This window comes from Hoylesella buccalis ATCC 35310 (genome assembly GCF_000177075.1).
Classification (GTDB): Bacteria; Bacteroidota; Bacteroidia; order Bacteroidales; family Bacteroidaceae; genus Prevotella; species Prevotella buccalis.
This window is the reverse complement of the sequence record NZ_ADEG01000104.1, coordinates 15500-33227: the sequence shown is the minus strand read 5'-3', so window position 1 is coordinate 33227 and position 17728 is coordinate 15500. Positions and strand designations below refer to the sequence as shown.

11 protein-coding genes and 1 tRNA gene are annotated in these 17728 nt (G+C 50.0%); 7 read left to right on the top strand and 5 right to left on the bottom strand.

Annotated features, from left to right (window positions below):
- Window positions 1-95 precede the first annotated feature (95 nt).
- Window positions 96-173, bottom strand: a tRNA-Val gene (locus tag HMPREF0650_RS11380).
- A 188-nt stretch (window positions 174-361) separates the two neighbouring features.
- Here HMPREF0650_RS11380 and HMPREF0650_RS11375 point away from each other — a divergent pair.
- Window positions 362-3190 (top strand): TonB-dependent receptor domain-containing protein, encoded by a 2829-nt coding sequence (locus tag HMPREF0650_RS11375; RefSeq protein WP_004350937.1) that lies wholly within the window; start codon window positions 362-364, stop codon window positions 3188-3190.
- Window positions 3191-3194: 4 nt separating this feature from the next.
- Window positions 3195-4622, top strand: a complete 1428-nt coding sequence (locus HMPREF0650_RS11370; RefSeq protein WP_004350935.1) for a hypothetical protein — start codon at window positions 3195-3197, stop codon at window positions 4620-4622.
- A gap of 36 nt (window positions 4623-4658) precedes the next feature.
- On the opposite strand, the gene HMPREF0650_RS11365 is transcribed toward HMPREF0650_RS11370, so the two are convergent.
- The 3 genes from HMPREF0650_RS11365 to HMPREF0650_RS11355 form a co-directional block, all read right to left on the bottom strand.
- Window positions 4659-5144 carry a dihydrofolate reductase gene (locus HMPREF0650_RS11365; RefSeq protein WP_004350934.1) on the bottom strand — a complete coding sequence of 162 codons (486 nt, stop codon included), beginning with the start codon at window positions 5142-5144 and terminating at the stop codon, window positions 4659-4661.
- 293 nt (window positions 5145-5437) lie between these two features.
- Complete coding sequence (locus HMPREF0650_RS11360; protein WP_004350931.1) at window positions 5438-6232, bottom strand: thymidylate synthase; 795 nt, start codon at window positions 6230-6232, stop codon at window positions 5438-5440.
- A 12-nt stretch (window positions 6233-6244) separates the two neighbouring features.
- A complete protein-coding gene (locus HMPREF0650_RS11355) occupies window positions 6245-7735 on the bottom strand; it encodes a methyltransferase RsmF C-terminal domain-like protein (protein WP_040563307.1) in 1491 nt (496 codons plus the stop codon).
- A gap of 107 nt (window positions 7736-7842) precedes the next feature.
- Here HMPREF0650_RS11355 and HMPREF0650_RS11350 point away from each other — a divergent pair, with 107 nt between their 5' ends.
- The 3 genes from HMPREF0650_RS11350 to HMPREF0650_RS11340 are packed head-to-tail and all read left to right on the top strand — an operon-like array spanning window position 7843 to window position 9389.
- On the top strand, window positions 7843-8514 hold the full coding sequence (locus HMPREF0650_RS11350) for a DUF6249 domain-containing protein (RefSeq protein WP_040563306.1): 672 nt from the start codon (window positions 7843-7845) through the stop codon (window positions 8512-8514).
- 1 nt (window position 8515) lies between these two features.
- The gene (locus HMPREF0650_RS11345) at window positions 8516-9058 is read left to right on the top strand and encodes an RNA polymerase sigma factor (RefSeq protein ID WP_004350928.1); all 543 of its coding nucleotides are present in this window, start codon (window positions 8516-8518) and stop codon (window positions 9056-9058) included.
- The gene (locus HMPREF0650_RS11340) at window positions 9045-9389 is read left to right on the top strand and encodes a DUF5056 domain-containing protein (RefSeq protein ID WP_004350927.1); all 345 of its coding nucleotides are present in this window, start codon (window positions 9045-9047) and stop codon (window positions 9387-9389) included. Before HMPREF0650_RS11345 ends, HMPREF0650_RS11340 begins: the two co-directional genes overlap by 14 nt.
- A gap of 986 nt (window positions 9390-10375) precedes the next feature.
- Here the strand turns inward: HMPREF0650_RS11340 and porE are convergent.
- The gene (porE, locus tag HMPREF0650_RS11335; RefSeq protein WP_004350926.1) at window positions 10376-12487 is read right to left on the bottom strand and encodes a PorE family type IX secretion system protein; all 2112 of its coding nucleotides are present in this window, start codon (window positions 12485-12487) and stop codon (window positions 10376-10378) included.
- 279 nt (window positions 12488-12766) lie between these two features.
- Here porE and HMPREF0650_RS13185 point away from each other — a divergent pair, with 279 nt between their 5' ends.
- Window positions 12767-12916, top strand: a complete 150-nt coding sequence (locus HMPREF0650_RS13185) for a hypothetical protein (protein WP_155813645.1) — start codon at window positions 12767-12769, stop codon at window positions 12914-12916.
- A gap of 43 nt (window positions 12917-12959) precedes the next feature.
- Window positions 12960-17495, top strand: a complete 4536-nt coding sequence (locus HMPREF0650_RS11325; RefSeq protein ID WP_004350924.1) for a T9SS type A sorting domain-containing protein — start codon at window positions 12960-12962, stop codon at window positions 17493-17495.
- Window positions 17496-17728 lie beyond the last annotated feature (233 nt).

The window sequence follows — 17728 nt, the reverse complement described above, 5'->3', positions numbered from 1 at the left end:
AAAGGATGTCGAAAGAAAGAGGCAGCCAGGTAGCTGGAAAAAATAAAAAAGGTTCAAGAAAAACAGAAATTTGTTTTCTTGAACCTTTTTTGGGTTGGTAGGGATAATCGGGCTCGAACCGATGACCTCTGCAATGTGACTGCAGCGCTCTAAACCATCTGGGCTATACCCCTGTTTGCCGCATCGTTGAGAACGACGACACTGCAAAAGTATATTTTTTTGTATACTAACAAAAGGTTATTCGCTTTTTTTATAAAAATCTCTTTTTGTCATGATATTTCTCCTTAGTTTTTGACAGATTCATAGGATATTTTTACCTTTGCAACCATTAGTTTTTTAATGTAAAAAGATTTTACACATAATGATTCATTTAAAAAGAGAAGCCAATTTGTTGACGATAACATCATTGGTTGCTTTTCAATCATTGGCCTACCTGCCCGCATTTGCAAATCCTGGCACAAGGGCGATGATGGTGACGGATGACGATCATGCCAATGTGCATGCAGAGATGGTAGACACGATGAGGTTCAACTCGCCCATCAGTCTTGACGAAGTTGTGGTAACGGGGCAGGGCGGAGCCATTGAACGGCGAAGGTTATCTTCGAATGTTACCAAGATTTCAGGTAAAGATTTGCAGAAGTTGACCGTGGGGCGCATGGACGAAATGCTGCGCAACGCTATCCCCGGGGTTCAGTTTTCACTCTCAGGGGCCCAGCCCGGCAGCACCTCTGTCATCAAAGCCCGAGGATTGTCCTCGGCATTTTCAAATTCTACTCCCATTATCTACATTGATGGCGTTCGCACGGACAACCTCAATACCGGTGCCATTCTCAATTATTCCAAGAAAGGATATGGCGCCCAGCCTTACACCATTGGCGACATGCCCATGGGTGAGATGGCGGCATCGAGCGCGCTGAGCGATATTTCCATGGAGAACATCGACCATATAGAATACGTGAGCGGTGGAGCGGCCACCACGCTCTATGGTTCTGATGCGGCCAATGGGGTGATACAAATCTTCACGAAGAAGGGAAGCTCGGATGGTTTTCACGCTTCAGCCTCAGTGGACATGGGATGGGACAGGGCCACCACGCAGTTTTATCACTTCCGCCGTACGGCCGATTTGCTCAACCAGACGGGTTTCGAACAGCGTTACCGGCTGTCGCTTGCCGGCGGAAACAGCAAGTATGGGTATAGCCTGGGTGCCAACATGATGGAAAACACGGGTGTGGTGATACACAACAACAATGCCCACAAACGTTATGACCTGCGTTTTGGTTCGCGCGCTCAGCTCACCACCCAACTGGAGTATCAGAACTCATTCGGCTTTGTGGCCGATGATTATAACCGCAGTCGCAATGGCAATCAGGGCTTCTATACGGGACTGTGGTTCACGGAGGGCAGTGCTTCCAGCCGCTTCAAGTTTACCGATTCCCATGGTCATGAGCAGAGATATCCTGCCGACATCGATGCTGCCGATGATGACACGTTTGAGAAGATGCGAGCCTTTGTGGACAAAGCCGAGGCTTTGCAGCACTATCGCGAGTCGACCAAACATTTCCAAACATCGCATACCTTGCTCTACAAGCCATTGCCCCAACTCACCGTTAAAGGCGTTTTTGGAATTGACTATCGGGCTAACAACAACAAGGAAATCGTGACCAACGAGTATCTCATTCATATTGGTGAGAAGCATGTGGGTACGACGGATGCCGGTCGTGTCAACAATTTCGACCGCAATTACTTCGGACTCACTGCCGACATCAACGCACAGTACAAGTTTTACCATGCCAACCGGTTGAGCAACGTGCTTACTGCCGGCTTCCAATATTTCAACACGCATGACCGTCAGGCCATCTATCGCGGTACCAACGTGCGCGATGGGGCCAAGGTGATGAGTGGAGCAGGTTCCGTTCAGGCCGACGAGTGGCTCAACTTCCTGCACAGCTACGGCTTTTACGCGCAGGACAACATTGGGCTGTTCAATAAATATTACGTTGATTTAGGCGCACGCGTGGACTACAACACCGCATTTGACGACAATGTGAAGTGGCAGTTTTATCCCAAGCTCGGCCTGTCTTACGTGATGAGTGACGAGCCATTTCTCGCCCCATTGGTCAGCAGTGGCATGCTGTCCATGCTGCGCGTGTTCTGCAACTACGGTGTCGCGGGCAGCTATCCGCCGCCATTCGCCTATCAGCGCACCATCTCCGTGACAGGCTATCAAGGTAAGCAGGCTGGCACGTTCGGGCAGTTTGGCAACCCTGACTTGGGACCCGAGAAGAAACATTCGTTCGAGGTGGGTTTCGAATCATCTTTCCTCCATGATGTCGCCACGCTTTCATTCACCTACTATCACTCCGTTACCAAGGGTGCGTTGTTCACGGTTCCCACCTTACCATCGGCCGGACGCGCGGCCAGCTACTTGGCCAACATTGGCGAAATCAGTAACCTGGGCGTTGAGATGGCGCTTGCCCTCAACGTCGTGCGCACCAAAGACTGGCAGACCACCCTGCGCACCACCGTCAACACCAACCGCAACCGCGTGCTGAGCGCGGGCGGAACAGTGCCGTTCAGCATTGGCGGGTTCGGTCCCGAAACCATTCAGACGGCAGTGGAGGAGGGTAAGCCCGTGGGCTTCTTGCGTGGCAACAAGGCCGTTCTCAATGCCGATGGCACCCTCAAGGAGGTGCTTCGCATGCAAGATTTGGGTTCTACCATTCCCACCTGCTATGGCAACGTGTCGTTGGATGTACACTATAAAAACTGTAGTCTGTGGATGAGTAGTGACTATCAGACAGGTAGTTATGTTCACTCGTTCGACCGTCAATTCCGCTTTCAAAAGGGATTGAAAGACAACGTGGTTCCACAGTCGGCACTCATGGGCAGGAAGCAGAAAGACGCATGGCTCGATTTTACCAACTATTTCGTGGAGAAGGCCGACTTCTTCAAGGTGCGAAACGTTGGCTTGAGCTATCTTTACCACCTCAAAGGCTCAAAGCCGGTGGTCAAGAGCGTGCTGTTCAGCATGAGCGTTAACAATCCGTTGAACTTCACTGCGGCATCCGTAGACCCCGAAGCGGTCATCTCGGGTGCGCACTCGCAAGGGGCTGTGGCATCGGGAGGACTGAATTATGCCACCTATTCGTTACCCAGACAATATGTTTTTTCACTGAAATTCAATTTGTAAAATCATGCAATCAAACTTATCATATACCCTCATCATCGGGGGAACGTTGCTGCTGGCCTCGTGCAACTTGGTGGCCCCTGGCGATATCGAGAATCCTAACGTCACAGAAGATGGTTATCTCCAGGGCGGAAACGCCATGGACACCTGGGTGAACGGTGCCGAGAAGACATTGGCCCTCACGGTTGGTGACTTCTGCTTGCAGACCGAAATCATCTCTGACAACTATTTCAACAACTACACGCGCGAGAGCAAGCTCTTTGACGAACCGAAAATATTGTACAACGATCCCGACGTAAACGGCTTGGAGCGAGCTGTGCAGCAGTTGCGAGCTACGGCCGATTTCGCCTTTGACAAGGTGAGCAAGTATGACAAGAACGTCACGAAGGCGCAGCTGTTCAAACTTCATATCATCAAGGCTTACGGCTTTTTGCTCGGCGGCGAGAACTTCATGGCCCTGCCTGTGAGCGAGCGAGGTGCGGTGAAGACCTGGCAAGAGCTGTTGCAACTGGCGCTGCAATCGCTGGGAGAAAGTGAGAGATATGCTGAAAACGACACGGTGCGGTCGTTTGTTCATACGCTCAAGGCGCGCGCCTATTACCGTCTGGGCAAGGTAGACGAGGCATTGGAGGAGAGCGGCATGGCGTTGAAGCTGTGCGACAATCTGCTGTGGCAGGTACAGTTTGATGGCTCAAACAGTGTGTTCAACGCGATGCAGGATGACATCTGGAAAGCCCTGTATCAGCCATTGCCGCGTCTTAACTTTCTCAATCCCAAATATGTGCAGCTCACGTCCACTTATGAAAGTCCCATCAGCATTGCCAAGGCCGAGGAGAACCACCTCATCATGGCCGAAGCCTTGCTGGCCAAAAAGGAAACGGACAAGTGTAAGGCGCAACTCAAACAACTGCTTGGTCTGGTCAAGTCGCGCCCCGTGCGGCACGATGTGAAAGATTGGGCCAAGACACGAGCCGTGGGAGGCATCAAGGAATATCCTGATGGAGCCGCCTACACTGTTGCCGCATCGCCGGGTGAACCTTATCGCGAGGGGTTGGTGTTGAGCCGAAAGAAACCGCAAATGGTGAGCGTGCCCACGGTTTCAGGTACGTCGGTGACGGCAGAGATGATCGATCAGTGTCAAGGCCATGACGCTCTGCTCGAGCTGATTTACCTGATGCGGCAAGAAATTTTCATCGCAGAGGGACGGCGCATGAACGATTTGGGCATCCGCTTACCCATCAGCGAGGTGGAGGCCAAAGCCAATCCTACTGCCACTCCTTACATCAAAGCGCATATCCCAGCCTTCATACCGCTTGGACAGGGCATGGATGCTTTTGAGCTTGATAAGAAAAACTTGCGGGTCACCATCCGATATAACATGAATCATCTCATCGTCGGCAACAAGACCACAGCTGATGTCGTGCCATTTGAATAGTGGCGTATATGCGTAGGTCGTGATTTATAACGTTCCCTACTTGTTTTTCACATAGTTGACGAAGGCGTAGCGGTGGGCATGGCGCTCGTCGGTGCCATGTTCCTCGCGTGATATCTCATGCCAGTCGTCATAAGGGGGGAAGAACGCGTCTGCGTGTTCTGGCACGTCGTCTACCTCAGTGAGGCACAGTCGGTCGGCCCGCTCAATGGCTTGTTGGTAGACATGGGCACCGCCGATAATGTAGATGTCTTCGTCGGCAGCGCAGTGAGCCAGTGCTTCGTCGAGCGATGCGAAGCTATCGCAACCGTCAAAGTGGGTTTGCGTACGACTCAGCACGATGTTGCGCCGGTTGGGCAATGCGCCTTTGGGCAGCGACTCGAAGGTGCGTCGCCCCATGATGACGGTGTGTCCGGTGGTGAGTGCCTTGAACCGTTTCAGGTCGTTGGGCAACCAATATAACAATTTGTTCTGATAGCCGATGGCACGGTTGCGCGCCACGGCTGCGATGATAGTAATCAACATTTTATTTACTTTTAAAAAGCGGCCTCTCCCCCTTACCCCTCCCCAAAAGGGAGGGGAGTGGTTAGACAAGCCATCAACTCGTCAACTCATAAACTTGTCAACTCGTCAACTAAAATACTCAAAAACTTAAAAACTCAAAAACTCACAAACTTAAAAGCCATCAACTCGTCAACTCGTTAACTTGTCAACTATAATAACTATCAACTCGTAAACTCGTCAACTATATAAACTATATAAGCTATCAACTTGTCAACTCGTAAACTTGTGAACTCGTCAACTATATAAACTATATCTCACACCGCCACCTCTGCCTTGATGTGGGGCCAGGGGTTGTAATTGAGGAGTTCAAAGTCTTCGTATCTAAAGTCGAAAAGACTCTTCACGTCTGGATTCAGCTTCATCTGAGGCAGCTCACGGGGCGTGCGGGTGAGTTGCAGCTTGGCCTGCTCGATGTGGTTCAGGTATAGGTGCGTGTCGCCCGTGGTGTGGATAAAATCACCCGCTTTCAGTCCTGTGACCTGCGCCATCATCTGGAGCAGTAGGGCATACGAGGCGATATTGAAAGGCACGCCCAAGAAGGTGTCGGCGCTGCGTTGATACAATTGCAGCGACAAACGCCCGTCGGCCACATAAAACTGAAACAGACAGTGGCAGGGCGGTAGCGCCATCTCACTGATGTCAGCAGGATTCCAAGCGGTGACCAGCATTCTGCGGCTGTCGGGATGATGCTTAATCAGGTCGATGACGTTTTGTATCTGGTCGATGGTGCCGCCGCGATGATCGGGCCACGAACGCCACTGATGTCCATACACGGGACCCAGGTCTCCGTTTTCGTCCGCCCATTCGTTCCAAATGCTCACGCCATGTTCTTGCAGATATTTCACGTTGGTGTCTCCTTTGAGAAACCATAGCAGTTCGTAGATGATGGACTTCAGGTGCAGTTTCTTCGTGGTCAGCACAGGGAATCCGTCCTCCAGGTTGAACCTCATCTGGTGGCCGAAAATACTCTTCGTGCCAGTTCCGGTGCGGTCAGTCTTCACCTTTCCTTCTTCGAGGATGCGATGTAGCAGGTCTAAATATTGTTGCATAGTTCGTTTATTTTATTCAATGTCAATGATGTGTGGCTCTTCCTCGGGGTTGTACTGGCTCTTGATGCGCCATTCGTTGGGGTAGAGGTTGTTGGCTCGGTTGCCGATGTTCTTCATGAAGCCCAGTGGTAGACCTCGGTACGTCATGAGGATGAAGCCCCGCGGCGTGTCTGCCGGCAGGGAGATGGCCTGACTTCGCAGATAGTTCAGGGCCTCAGCATGACTGAGTTCCACCTTCGGAAAAGCCGCCGCGTTGAGACTGGTAGACAGGGCGAGCGACTCACTGGGAATCCAATTCTTGCCCTTCTGCTGACCCAGGCAGATGCCGGCTAACAACACGCGCAGTTCACTGGCAGCCTTTTCGTACAGTCCAAGCAGCGGTTGTCGCATGGCCAGCAGCTCGTCACCTTTATTTATATAGCAGAAATTGTCGGGTTGCAGCAGCCACTCACGAGCCATATTGTTGTCCTTGCCGTTGCCACTTTTCGCCTCTCTGCCCTTTGCCCCTCTCAAACTCGGTTGCTGTCTGCAAGGTTTGTCCGTCTTTCTCTCCCCATCTTTGCGCAGCACCGCCATAAACAGGCCTTCGCCCATTTGCTTTCCCTGAGCGTTGTGATAACCGGGAATGAAGCGGTAAACGTGCAGAGGTTCAGCGAGATGAGACGAACCGTCGATGGGGCTGGTGCCTTGGGTTTCTAAATGCAATGGAGTTGGAGCGATAACCCAATGAGTTTCCGTGTCAATAGATAAGGTTTTAGCCCCCAATTCACTACATATCCACGCCACGTTTTCCTCATTCTCTTTGGCGTTGAAGGTGCAGGTAGAATAAATCATCAGTCCGCCCGCCTCGAGGCATTCCCAGGCATCAGCCACGATGTCGCGTTGCAGGCGAGCGCAGTTCTCCACATTTTGCTCGCTCCATTCGTCAATGGCGTTGCTGTTTTTGCGAAACATGCCTTCGCCAGAGCATGGTGCGTCGCAAAGAATCACGTCAAACCGTAGCCCAGCCTTGCGGTAATCTGCCGGATAATTGTTGGTGACAATCACGTCCGGATGTCCCCATTTCTGCACGTTTTCCGCCAGCACCTGCGCTCGGTTTCTCACCGGTTCGTTGCACATCAGCACGCTTCCCTCGGGCAGTTCCGATCGAGCCAGCGTTGACTTTCCGCCGGGGGCGGCACACAGATCCAGCATCTTGACCGGTTCTCGAACATATTGTCTGAGTACGGCCGACAAAAACATCGACGACGGTTCCTGCACATAGTAGGCACCAGTGTGCAGCAGTGGGTCGAAGGTGAACGCGGGCCGGCATGCCAAGCGATAGCCCTGATCGCACCAAGGCACCCGGACATGGGGCACGGCAACCTGTGCCGATGGACATTTCTGGCGGTTCAGTCGGATGCAAGCAGCGGGTTCGTCTTGCAAGGCTTGCACGAGGTCATCGTACAAGTGGTTGCCCATTAGGGTGCGGGTGTAGGTTTCAAATGCTTCGGGAAGATGCATTGGCTTGTTTGTTTCGTGCAAATGTAGAAAAAATTTTGTTTCTTTGCAACTAAAAGCATGGCTGTTGCGTCCAACAAACAGAAAATTAAAAAATAAGAATTGAAAATATGAAACAGTATCTTTTAGCATGTTTGATGTTGCTGGCCATAGGCATCAATGGTGCCACGGCTCAAGGCCATCATCGTCACCATCAGCCCGTAACGGGTGTAACAACGTCGGTCGACTCGCTCAACCAGGGTGTTGAGGCCTATTCGGACACCACCTCCGTGACATCCGCTCCTGCTGATTCGATGGCGGAAGATTCGGGGTATGATGCCACTGTTGATGACGACGCCTACTGGGATGACGCAGATTCCGACTTTGTTGTCGAAGGAATTCCCTCCTGGTTGAGGCATCTTGGCGGCTCCTTCGGGGCCAAGGCCTTCGCCATCGTGGTGATATTCACCGTGTTGTTCTTTATTTTGTTGCCGGTCATCATCGTGATTATGGTGTTGCGCCATATCATCAAGCGACACAACGACAAGGTGGCGCTGGCCGAAAAGGCCGTGGAGAACGGGCAACCCATTCCCGAAGAGTTGCTGCGGGTTGACAAACAGAGCTCTGAATATCTGTGGAAGACGGGCATCCGACATGTCGCTATCGGCGTGGGACTTATGGTGATGTTCGGCATCTGGGGATCAGAAACGCTCATTGGTATTGGTGGACTGATTGTCTGTCTGGGCATCGGACAGCTTGTCATGGCGAAGACGTCCAGCAAAAATCACGATGAATTGAAATAGCGTGAAACCCCTCGACGATTTATCCCTTGTGCGACAGGTGACTGTTTCTCACAACAAGCGGGCCTTCGACCAGCTGGTGGTGAGGTATCAGTCGCCCATTCGGCGTTTCTTCTTGAGCCAGACCTTAGGCGATCAACCGCTGAGTGACGATTTGGCGCAAGACACTTTCGTCAAGGCTTACACCAAGTTGGCGCAGTACAGGGGACAGTCGAAATTCTCCACTTGGCTCTACCGCATCGCTTACAACGTGTTCTACGACTATACGCGACAGCGGAAGATGACCGAAGGACTGGATTCGCCAGCCGTTGCCGCACGCCACGCTACGGTGAGTGACAGTCAGCTGAAGATGGACTTGTATGATGCCTTGGACATCCTCACGCCCATTGAACGGCTCTGCGTGACCCTGCAACTCATGGAGGGACAGCCTATCGATAAGATTGCCGACATCACGGGACTGGCGGAAGGAACGGTGAAATCGCACTTGTTCAGGGGCAAGGGTAAACTAACAACTTATTTAAAACAAAATGGTTATGATGGAAAATAAGGACGACGAACTGCTCAAACAGTTCTTTGCACAACATACTTTCGAGCTCGCCGACAATGGCTTTACCCAACAGGTAATGCAGAAGCTGCCACGGCGGTTGGTCAACCTCAACCGCATTTGGGTGGTCTTCTGTTGCCTCTTGGGCGTGGTCTTCCTGCTCGTGAGCAACGCGCTGAACCAGCTGCGCATGGTGTTCAGCAATTTCGTGGGCGACATCAATGGCTGGATAGCTTCCATAGAACTGGGTATACAAACGCCTATCATGGTCTATCTCACCATTCTCACCTTTGTCTTCCTCGGTGCTTATCAGGCGGTGGAGTCCAACCGCTGATGTGACCACTGTTTGTGTTGTTAACTACGAATTACACGAATTACACGAATGAAGTTGACGCGACCACGAATCGTGTTGTTGAACAACGAAAGACACAAAAGACACGAAAGGAGTACACAAGGCAATAAACACCAATCATCAATTTCGCTTCTTTTGTTTATTTCGTTGTTAAATCTACTCAACTTCAATTCGTTGTAGAACTACAAATTACACGAATTACACGAATGAAGTACACACGACCATAAACACCAACTATCAAATTCGTGTTATTCAATTTGTAGTTAAACAAACACGACCATCCTCTCTTTACGTTGTAACATTTTCATAAGAAGTTTGTAAGTCATAGATAACCAATCTTATCTATTTTCGGTTAAGCGATGCGCATCCTACCGGCTACAGGATACGGCATCTCACGGGCTGTAAGCCCAAAAGCTTATAGCCCAAGGCATCGCTTTGGGTAAGCATGTGAGTAGGCATACGCCCTGTAAGGGCAAAAGCGTAGGGCAAAGAAAGTGTAATAAAATGATAATCAAATGCTTTTGCCCTTACAGGGCGCAGTTATCCAAATGCATCTCAACCTCAGGGCGTTGCCCTGGGCTGTTGGCTTTTGGGCTTACAGCCCGTGCCTACCTCATCTCGCTATCCAACGCTACCAAGCTGAGTGTACACCTGGGCAGCTAGTTACTCAGTTGCGATGAAACGAGAAGTGTGGTAATTTGTGGTTGCAACGGATCCACACGGAACGATACGGATGTGCCGTGAGAATCTGTGAAATTTCGTTGCGACAGATTTCGTAGACGAAGAACAAGGTGAGGGTGCTTTATCCAACCTTTATAACCACATTTATAGGTTTTTAATGTGTTGTGTGTGTTTACACATTCGTTGTTCATTCGTTGAACGCTTGCGTTCATTATCTTCAGCCAACAAATTCGTGATATTTGTGTCATTCGTAGTTAAAACAACTCAAATACAATTTGTTGTTACAACTACTCAAACTCAATAAATATCCCTCCGTCATCCCCCTTGTTGTTGTCGTGGTTCTGTGGCTTGGGCTTTACTTTCAGGTTGCCTTTCTCGTCAAACAGACCATAGGTGGTGCGCAGCACCTTGAACTCTGTGCGGCGGTTCAGCTGGTTGCATATCTCTTGTTTTTCGGGGTCCAACTTCTTGATGAACGCCTCTGTCAGCACGTCGTCCTCTTTCAGCCATGGGTAACGCTCGGTCAGCTTCTTGCGAACCACCTTCGGTTTCTCCTTCCCATAGCCCACGGGCGATAGGCGGTCTTTGGCAATGCCGCCTGCAATGAGGTATTGCACCACCGACTCGGCGCGCCGCTGCGCCAACTGCTTGTTGTATTCCTTCGAACCTTTATAGTCGCAGTGCGCGCTCAGCTCGATGGTTACGTTGCCATTTTCGTTGAGCAGCTTTACCAGCTCATCGAGCGCCTGTTTGGATTCGGGACGCAGGGTGGCCTTGTCAAAATCGTAGAAGATGTTGTCTATCAGCACGGGAACGGTGATGGAGGCCAGCGGGAATTGTAGGGTGTATTCTTTCGATTCGTCCACCTTGCCCACGCGCAACTCTTCAGTGTGGTTCAAAAATCCCTTGCACGTTGCCAACAGCAGATAGTCAACATCGGGCTTGATGACGTAGGTAAACGACCCCTCGCTGGTCACACTCAATGTCTTGTTGGTGCCGTCGCTGCCCACGATGCGCACCTGTGCGGCCGGCAGTTCGTAGCCATCCATCTCGTACACCCATCCCTTGATGGTCTGTACAATCTCCGGATTCTCAAACCAGTAGATGTGATCCCACCCCCGTGCGTCGCCTCGGTTGGATGAGAAGAAGCCTCTGTTGTACGCCCCCTCGAACGTCATGCCGAAGTCGTCGCCCTGCGAGTTGAGGGGATAGCCAGGATGGAATAGGCGATAGGCCGATGCCTCTCCCTGCTTCGTTGAGTCTTGCCGCCCCACTTGTTCGGCGGAGGCGTTGGGTAGGGCGATGTAGATGTCCAGTCCGCCCAGTCCTGGATGGCCGTCGCTCGAGAAATACAGGTCGCCGTTGGGGCGGAAGGTAGGGAACATCTCGTTGCCCGGCGTGTTGATGGGTGCCCCGAGGTTCTCCACACCACCCAGTCCGGCCGGTGTGATGCGCACGCGCCAGATGTCCATTCCGCCCATTCCCCCCGGCATGTCTGAGACGAAGTAGAGCCATTGTCCGTCGGGCGAGATGGCCGGATGGGCGTAGCTTGAGAGCGTGTCGCGGGTGATTTCCAAATTGTTGGCCTTGCCCCATGCCGCGTCCGCCCTACTGGATTTTACGATCTTGGCATAGCGGGGGTTGGTGGCGTCGGTCACACATTGGGTGAGGTACATCTCGCGCCCATCGGGACTGAAGGCACACGCACCCTCCTCGGCATCGGTGTTCAGTCCGCCCTGCACGGGCTCGGGCTTGCCCCAGTTGCCTTTGTCATCCTTGACAGATACAAAAATATCGGCGGGCTTGCACCCCGTGATGCCGCTCAGCTCGTTGCCTGTGGCCTCGTTGCGGGTCGAGGTGAAGTACAGCTGGTCGTGGTCGTCGCCCAGGAGCATGGGCGAATAGTCGGCGCGTCGCGAGTTCAGCACGTTCATCTTCTTCACCGTGTACCGGCTGCCCGCCTCCTTCCATCCATTGGCACGCTGTGCCGAGAGCAGTCCTGTGCGGGCCAGCTCATGGTCGGGCATCGAGTCGAGTACCAACTGATATTCGTTGGCCGCCTGTTTGTAGTCGCCGTGCCGGAGCAGTTGGCGAGCCAAGCCCAGGTGCGTCATGATGTCGTCTTGCCGGTACCTGATTACGTTGCGGTAGGCGGCGATGGCCTGTGGCGTGGCGTTCAGTCGGTCATAGCACAGCGCCATTCGCTTGGCACGCTGGCCGCGGGTGTCCCTTTCCTTGGGCGGTGTCTTGCGATAGGCCTGCTTAAACTGGTTGGCCGCATCGTGATACTCGCCAATGGCCAGAAACTGTTCGCCCTTCTTCATGTTCCGTTCCGCACCACAGCCGGCCAGCAGTAGGGTGATGAGGATGAGCAACGTGAGATTGTATTGATTGTGCATGCGTGATGTCTACATTTATATATATGATATGACAACGCTGGTATAATTGTTTTTATTGCCTCGCTGCCCTGTTTGCTGTCAGTTTTTCTCTCTCAGATTTCGTAAAAACACCCATGCAAATGATGTGTTATTTTATTCGTATTTGTATAAATTACATTTAATTAACTTTTCGGGGGGGTAATTTTAACAAAACTTCATAACTTTGCCACCGTAATATGCACGACTCTTCCAATTTCTTGAGTCGTATTTTTGAAATAAGTTAAACTAAATATAGATTTTATGAGGAAAAGTTATGTAACGCCAAGCATCTTATTGCTTCCCCTGCAAATCGTCGGTCCTAGTATTGGATCACCAGATAAAGGAGACGCTGAGCTTCAGCCAGAGCTGACTCCAGAGGAACTGGAGGAACTTGAAAATGGTGGCTGGTAACAAATCAAGAATTAAATTAAAAAAATGAGAAAGTAAAAAAGTTATGAAAACAAATTTACAACGATTATTCTTGCTGTTGTTGCTGTCGCCCTTGTGCATGGTGGCATCGGCAGCTATTGGAGAAGTAACAAAGGCCAATAGCGAGTTGACGCACGTTGACGTGGGTGGCTCTACGCTGAGCAGCATTACGCTGACCGTCACTTTGGGTAAAGATGAAGTTCCCAACGGCATGGCGATGCTGCGCAAAAGCACAGACCCCGACAACCAAGTTAACAATGGAGCTAACTATCTTGTAGACGGCACCCTGACGAAGACTTCAAGCGACGCGACAAGTTCTACCTGGACCATCAGCTGGAGAAACGTACCGGCCGGCGACTACAAGGTTTATTTCAAGCAGACTGGTGGAACAGGACAGACCGAGTTGGGCGATGTGACCATCAAAACCATAGTAAGCCCCACACCGGAGCCACCAACCGTAACCTTTGATATTATCAACGAAACGTGCAACGCCAAAGGTTCTATCACCATCAACATCGCAGGTGGTAAACCGGGATTTACCATCAAGGGAAATGTCTATTCTCCCTTAAATGCAAAGGGTGTTTCTATTGACCAGACCACGCAGAATCGAGCAGTCACTGTAACGGGCTTGACAGAAGGCGAATACATCAAGGTGATCGTCACAGATGCAGATGGTCGCACAACTGGTGAAGAAGAGATATGGTCTGAAAGAGTGGGCAACAGCTCGATAAAAGTATATCAGGAGCAAAATATTTATTTGTTACAAACTAAAGATTGCACATTTGACTATTATCTGCGCTTTGAAATAGACTGTAAAGATGAAGCTGCTGTTGAAAAGCAAACACAAATGTTAGCCGAGACACTGCGGTTGTTGAGGTGGAATATCAACAAGGAATATCCTATGGAATATGCACCAGCATATAACTATTCACGTGGAGAAGAGCATTATCGTTTCTTTCGAATTTCAGCTTCCGATGTACCAGGACTTTCATATTATGGGTTCAAATATGACACCATGTGTAAAGGATCGCGTAATACGGGAGACTCATACAATAGTGTGACCAATCTTGAGAAGATGATGCACCTCACCACGTCTTCATCGGCTACCCTCAATCCTGAAACCTGCGAATACGAAAACAAGAGTTTTGTAGTAAACTATGACTTCAAGGGCAATGACACAGGCTTCCGTACATGGTTGAACAGTTACTATTTCTTCCTCAACGATGATGCCCACAAATATGCCAAGGTATATAAGCAAAAAGCCGACGGAACTTACGAGACAACCCCCGTCAAGAAAGATGTGCTGATGCCTACCAATGCATTTAAGGCTCCGTTCTCGAGCAGCTTCACGCTTAAAGAGCCAGGCAAATACAAACTGGTTTATGGCACATCGGATTGCCCGCTAAGCTATATTGAGAAAGAGTTTGAAATAGAAGCTCCTAATCCTAAATTTGTCGACTTTGGGAAGAGCATGAATCCGACCATCGACCCGAAATTAGGTATCCATGGCAACACGGCAGGCTTGAGAATAGCTGTCAAAAATGCTGCCGCACCACTGAAATTCACTTTGAAGCGCCCGGATGGCAAAACCTCGTTTGTGGTGACCGACTTCCTTAGCGACAAGGAATACACCACAACAATAGATTTCCCGCAGGAAATTTATTATCCTACGGCACGTGAAAAAGGCTATTTCTTCGGCGACCTGCCAGAGGGAGACTATGTTTTGGAAGTGGAAGATAAGTGTAATAAGAAAGCATCTTACGAATTTACTATTACCTCCGATAAACTTCAGACCTACAGCCCCAAGAACAACGAAGGATTTAAGGACGGTGTATATGTAGGCGTGGACTGTGAGGGTAAAAATACCGTGAAGTTTGACTTCGGATTAAAATTTCGAACATTGCGGTATCAGTATAAAAACAGCACTGGAGGTTCCGGCTCTGGCAGTGGTGGTTTTAAGAACGATGAAAGTACATATACGGACGTTCCTAATGGTTTGAATTATTTTTCTGTGGCTTATAGTCCAGACTTGAGAGGTATAGATGGTTATCAACTTAGCCCCAGCTATGTATATTCAGCTATTAAGAAAGATCTAAGAGAACGTAGTACTTCTGGGTCTTTAGACACTGATAAGCCACGCGACTATGATTATGTACCTTATCAGTTCAACTTCGACGAAATCTCCGGTGGAGACGCCTTTGAGGTGTTCGGTGCCATGTGCGATTTAAATTCAGACAACACGGGTATCATTTCGGTAGGACCCAAGGCAGGCACGAATGTTTCGATGCCGGTGAAGTATGAATTGTTCAATTCAGACGAAGACGGTACCGTTGCTTCGGATGCAACAGCTATTAAGACTTTCGAGTCTTCCGATGCTTCGAATGTGAACACGGCATGGAACGGTTTAGCCAAGGGCTTCTATGCTGTCAAGATTACCTATGGTAACGGTTGTACAATGAAGAAGATTGTCGAGGTGAACGCTTCTGGCATCCCTGACCCTATCTATGAATTTGGGAAAAAGGTTGCCAAGGAAATCACTATTGATATTACAAGGGGCATGAAACCTATCGACCTTGCCTTGCCGGTGTCTACTTACATCTATGATGTGAAGTGGATTGATATCACCAACGACAAAAAGAATACGGAACCGCTTCCAAACGGAACTGGAAACGAATATTACGCCACGTTTACAAAGCCCGGAGATTATACATACAGGGTTCAGACCAACTTCACTGACAATGCTGGATGCAATGGTTCGTCTGGTGGTTACAAGGACATCATCTTCCATGTAATCAAAGCCAACTACTGGATGGGAACCAACGGTACAGACTTTAGTACGGCATCCAACTGGACAGCCAACAGAGTTCCTGCAACAGGCGAAGATATTGTGTTCGCCACCGAGGCGAACTATGGTGAGAATGCCGTGAACGACTGCCGACTCACCAATGGTACCGAAAACCTTAACTTTGAGGCCGGAAAACTCGAAAATCAATCAGCTGTGGCCATGGTGATTCCAGCAGGCAGCGGATTGAAAGTAACCAATATGGTTGGCTTTGAACACGAAGCAGGTGAGCCTGTTCGCTTGAAGATTGAAGCTAAGGCAGGCAAGCCCAATGGCGCATTCGTATATACTGGTGCTCCTTCTGATGCCAAGGTGTTTGCGGAAGTTCAGATGAATGTCAAGTCGACGAAACTTGCCGAAGCTACAACATGGAATGACAATGTGGAAGGCTCTCCGACAGAGGGACAAGACCTGAAGGTGGAATATACAGACCAGTTCTTTGGTATCCCATTCAAGCAGACCTCTTCTGCATGGCTCGGTGGTTCCTACATCTATAAGTATGATGAGGCAACCAACGCAAGCAACAAGTTCTACCAGAAGTTTACGGGCTTGAAAGCCAAGGAAATGATGACCGCTTTTGCTGGTTACTCTATCCGCAGCACGGCCGCAGAAGCTAAGGTGAAATCTATGAAAGGTTACCTCAACTTGGGTGATGCTACCTTGACGCTGACCCGCAAGGCTTCCAAGGTTGATGGTGCAAATGCACCAAGCGATGCCATCAACCACTGGGGATTGGGGCAAAACCTCTTTGGTAACTCTTACACTGCACCTGTGAAGATAAGTGGACTGACGTTGCCTGACGCTTTGGATAAAACTATCTATATGTATAATACTGGTAGTGGAAAAGATTGGGGCGACGCAACAAGTCAATCGGGTACATCGGCTGGAACTTACTTGGCTGTTCCTGTCAACACGGCTTCACAACAGGGTGTGAACGAAATTCCATCCATGCAGGGCTTCTTGCTGAAGTTTACCGACGGTGAAACAACTGTCGATGGAACGAACGTAACGGTAGACCTGAAGTACGACAATCTCACGTCAGTAGCTACCCAGCAACAACTGGCCAAGGGATATACATTTGGTACAAACACTAAACCTGGTGTTGTAAGGTTTATCCTGAACGGTGAGGATGTGAGCGATGTGATGTGGTTGTTTGAGCAGCCAGGCACATCCGACAACTTCGACAATGGATGGGATGGCCAGAAACTGGGTGCTGAGATGATGAGTAGTATGATTTACTCGGATTCAAAGGCTGGCAAGTTGCAGGTTAACACCACCGATGATCTGACAAAGGCTAACATTACCATCGTGACAGCTAAGCCTGGACGTTATGTATTAAATCTCTCACGCAAGGATTTACCACAGTATTCTGACTTAAAGCTCATTGACTCAAAGGCAAAGATGATTGTACCATTTGAGGGTGACGCTTTGGAATATGAATTCGATGTAACGGGGAATGGTGTCTTAGGCGATAGATTTAAGTTGATGAACACCACGGCAACCTCATTCGGCAATTTGCCTACCGAGATTCAAGGGGTAACGACGGCAACCTGGAATGGACCGGCTGTTGTGTACACCGTTTCGGGTGAACGCGTGGCCAATGTGCGTCAGCCTGAAGACCTGAATCGCCTCAAGGCTCAACTGCCAAACGGTGTGTACATCGTTTCGATGCAGGTGGATGGTAAGACGGTGAGCCAGAAGATGGTTATCACGAAGTAAGCAGTAAGCTTCATTTAATGCTACAAAATATGGGCAGCGGGCGCAAGGCTCGTTGCCCATATATTTTTATGTCTTCGCCGTAGCGTCACCCATGCTCAATTCAAACATACAGGGTAAAAGTACACCTACGAGTTCATGATGACGAAGTGAGTGATGTCCACTTCCCTTGCTGTTGGAAAGTGATATGAGAAAAACGACGGGCTGTAAGCCCAAAAGCCTACAGCCCAGGGCAA

Coding starts and splice junctions, on each gene's coding strand:
- HMPREF0650_RS11375 (WP_004350937.1), top strand. CDS start 362: ATGATTCATTTAAAAAGAGAAGCCAATTTGTTGACGATAACATCATTG.
- HMPREF0650_RS11370 (WP_004350935.1), top strand. CDS start 3,195: ATGCAATCAAACTTATCATATACCCTCATCATCGGGGGAACGTTGCTG.
- HMPREF0650_RS11365 (WP_004350934.1), bottom strand. CDS start 5,144: ATGTTGATTACTATCATCGCAGCCGTGGCGCGCAACCGTGCCATCGGC.
- HMPREF0650_RS11360 (WP_004350931.1), bottom strand. CDS start 6,232: ATGCAACAATATTTAGACCTGCTACATCGCATCCTCGAAGAAGGAAAG.
- HMPREF0650_RS11355 (WP_040563307.1), bottom strand. CDS start 7,735: ATGCATCTTCCCGAAGCATTTGAAACCTACACCCGCACCCTAATGGGC.
- HMPREF0650_RS11350 (WP_040563306.1), top strand. CDS start 7,843: ATGAAACAGTATCTTTTAGCATGTTTGATGTTGCTGGCCATAGGCATC.
- HMPREF0650_RS11340 (WP_004350927.1), top strand. CDS start 9,045: ATGATGGAAAATAAGGACGACGAACTGCTCAAACAGTTCTTTGCACAA.
- porE (WP_004350926.1), bottom strand. CDS start 12,487: ATGCACAATCAATACAATCTCACGTTGCTCATCCTCATCACCCTACTG.
- HMPREF0650_RS13185 (WP_155813645.1), top strand. CDS start 12,767: ATGAGGAAAAGTTATGTAACGCCAAGCATCTTATTGCTTCCCCTGCAA.
- HMPREF0650_RS11325 (WP_004350924.1), top strand. CDS start 12,960: ATGAAAACAAATTTACAACGATTATTCTTGCTGTTGTTGCTGTCGCCC.